The organism is Nocardia sp. NPDC055165 (assembly GCF_053606985.1).
The window spans coordinates 1-2,101 of sequence record NZ_JBSGSS010000042.1 but is presented as its reverse complement, the minus strand read 5'-3'; the positions used below and the strand labels follow the sequence as shown (position 1 = coordinate 2,101).

The following is a 2,101-nucleotide window of genomic DNA, read 5'->3' as shown; positions in this document are numbered from 1 at the left end:
CCCTTATGCCTTTACACTCTACGAATGATTTCCAACCATTCTGAGGGAACCTTTGGGCGCCTCCGTTACATTTTAGGAGGCGACCGCCCCAGTCAAACTGCCCACCTGACACTGTCTCCCCGCCCGATAAGGGCGGCGGGTTAGAAGGTCAATACAGCCAGGGTAGTATCCCACCGATGCCTCCACCGAAGCTGGCGCTCCGGTTTCCAAGGCTCCTACCTATCCTGTACAAGCTGTACCAACATTCAATATCAGGCTGCAGTAAAGCTCCACGGGGTCTTTCCGTCCTGTCGCGGGTAACCTGCATCTTCACAGGTACTATAATTTCACCGAGTCTCTCGTTGAGACAGTGCCCAGATCGTTGCGCCTTTCGTGCGGGTCGGAACTTACCCGACAAGGAATTTCGCTACCTTAGGACCGTTATAGTTACGGCCGCCGTTTACTGGGGCTTCAATTCGCACCTTCGCTTACGCTAAGCGCTCCTCTTAACCTTCCAGCACCGGGCAGGTGTCAGCCCCTATACTTCGCCTTACGGCTTCGCAGAGACCTGTGTTTTTGCTAAACAGTCGCCTGGGCCTATTCACTGCGGCTCTCTCGGGCTTGCACCCTAACAGAGCACCCCTTCTCCCGAAGTTACGGGGTCATTTTGCCGAGTTCCTTAACGAGAGTTCTCTCGCACACCTTAGGATTCTCTCCTCGCCTACCTGTGTCGGTTTGCGGTACGGGCACCTTTCACCTCACTAGAGGCTTTTCTTGGCAGTGTGGAATCAGGAACTTCGGTACTATATTTCGCTCGCCATCACAGCTCAGCCTTAATGGAAACGGGATTTGCCTCGTTTCCGGCCTAACTGCTTGGACGCGGATATCCAACAGCGCGCTTACCCTATCCTCCTGCGTCCCCCCATCGTTCAAACGATGTATAGGTGGTACAGGAATATCAACCTGTTGTCCATCGCCTACGCCTTTCGGCCTCGGCTTAGGTCCCGACTAACCCTGAGCGGACGAGCCTTCCTCAGGAAACCTTAGGCATTCGGTGGACGGGATTCTCACCCGTCTTTCGCTACTCATACCGGCATTCTCACTTCTAAGCGCTCCACCAGTCCTTCCGGTCTGACTTCACAGCCCTTAGAACGCTCTCCTACCACTGTTCGAAGAACAGTCCGCAGCTTCGGTGATACGTTTAGCCCCGGTACATTTTCGGCGCAGAGTCACTCGACCAGTGAGCTATTACGCACTCTTTAAATGGTGGCTGCTTCTAAGCCAACATCCTGGTTGTCTAAGCAACTCCACATCCTTTTCCACTTAACGTATACTTTGGGACCTTAGCTGGCGGTCTGGGCTGTTTCCCTTTCGACTACGGATCTTATCACTCGCAGTCTGACTCCCAAGGATAAGTCATTGGCATTCGGAGTTTGACTGAATTCGGTAACCCGATGAGGACCCCTAGTCCAATCAGTGCTCTACCTCCAAGACTCTTACACTTAAGGCTAGCCCTAAAGCTATTTCGGGGAGAACCAGCTATCTCCAGGTTCGATTGGAATTTCTCCGCTACCCACACCTCATCCCCGCACTTTTCAACGTGCGTGGGTTCGGGCCTCCATTCAGTGTTACCTGAACTTCACCCTGGACATGGGTAGATCACCTGGTTTCGGGTCTACGACCACGTACTAAACGCCCTATTCAGACTCGCTTTCGCTGCGGCTCCGCCTCTTCAGCTTAACCTCGCACGGGATCGTAACTCGCCGGTTCATTCTACAAAAGGCACGCCATCACCCGTTAACGGGCTCTGACTATTTGTAGGCACACGGTTTCAGGATCTCTTTCACTCCCCTTCCGGGGTGCTTTTCACCTTTCCCTCACGGTACTGGTTCACTATCGGTCACTAGGGAGTATTTAGCCTTGGGAGATGGTCCTCCCGGATTCCGACGGAATTTCACGTGTTCCGCCGTACTCAGGATCCACTCAGGAGAGAACGAAGTTTTGACTACAGGGCTGTTACCTCCTATGGCGGGCCTTTCCAGACCTCTTCATCTACCTCGTTCCTTTGTAACTCCGTACAGAGTGTCCTACAACCCCAAGAGGCAAGCCTCTTGGTTTGGGC

Annotated in this window: 1 rRNA gene; it reads right to left on the bottom strand. The window is 53.4% G+C overall.

Annotation, left to right across the window (positions count from 1 at the left end):
- Window positions 1-2,101 (bottom strand): 23S ribosomal RNA (locus ACWFRF_RS34835); the annotation flags it as partial.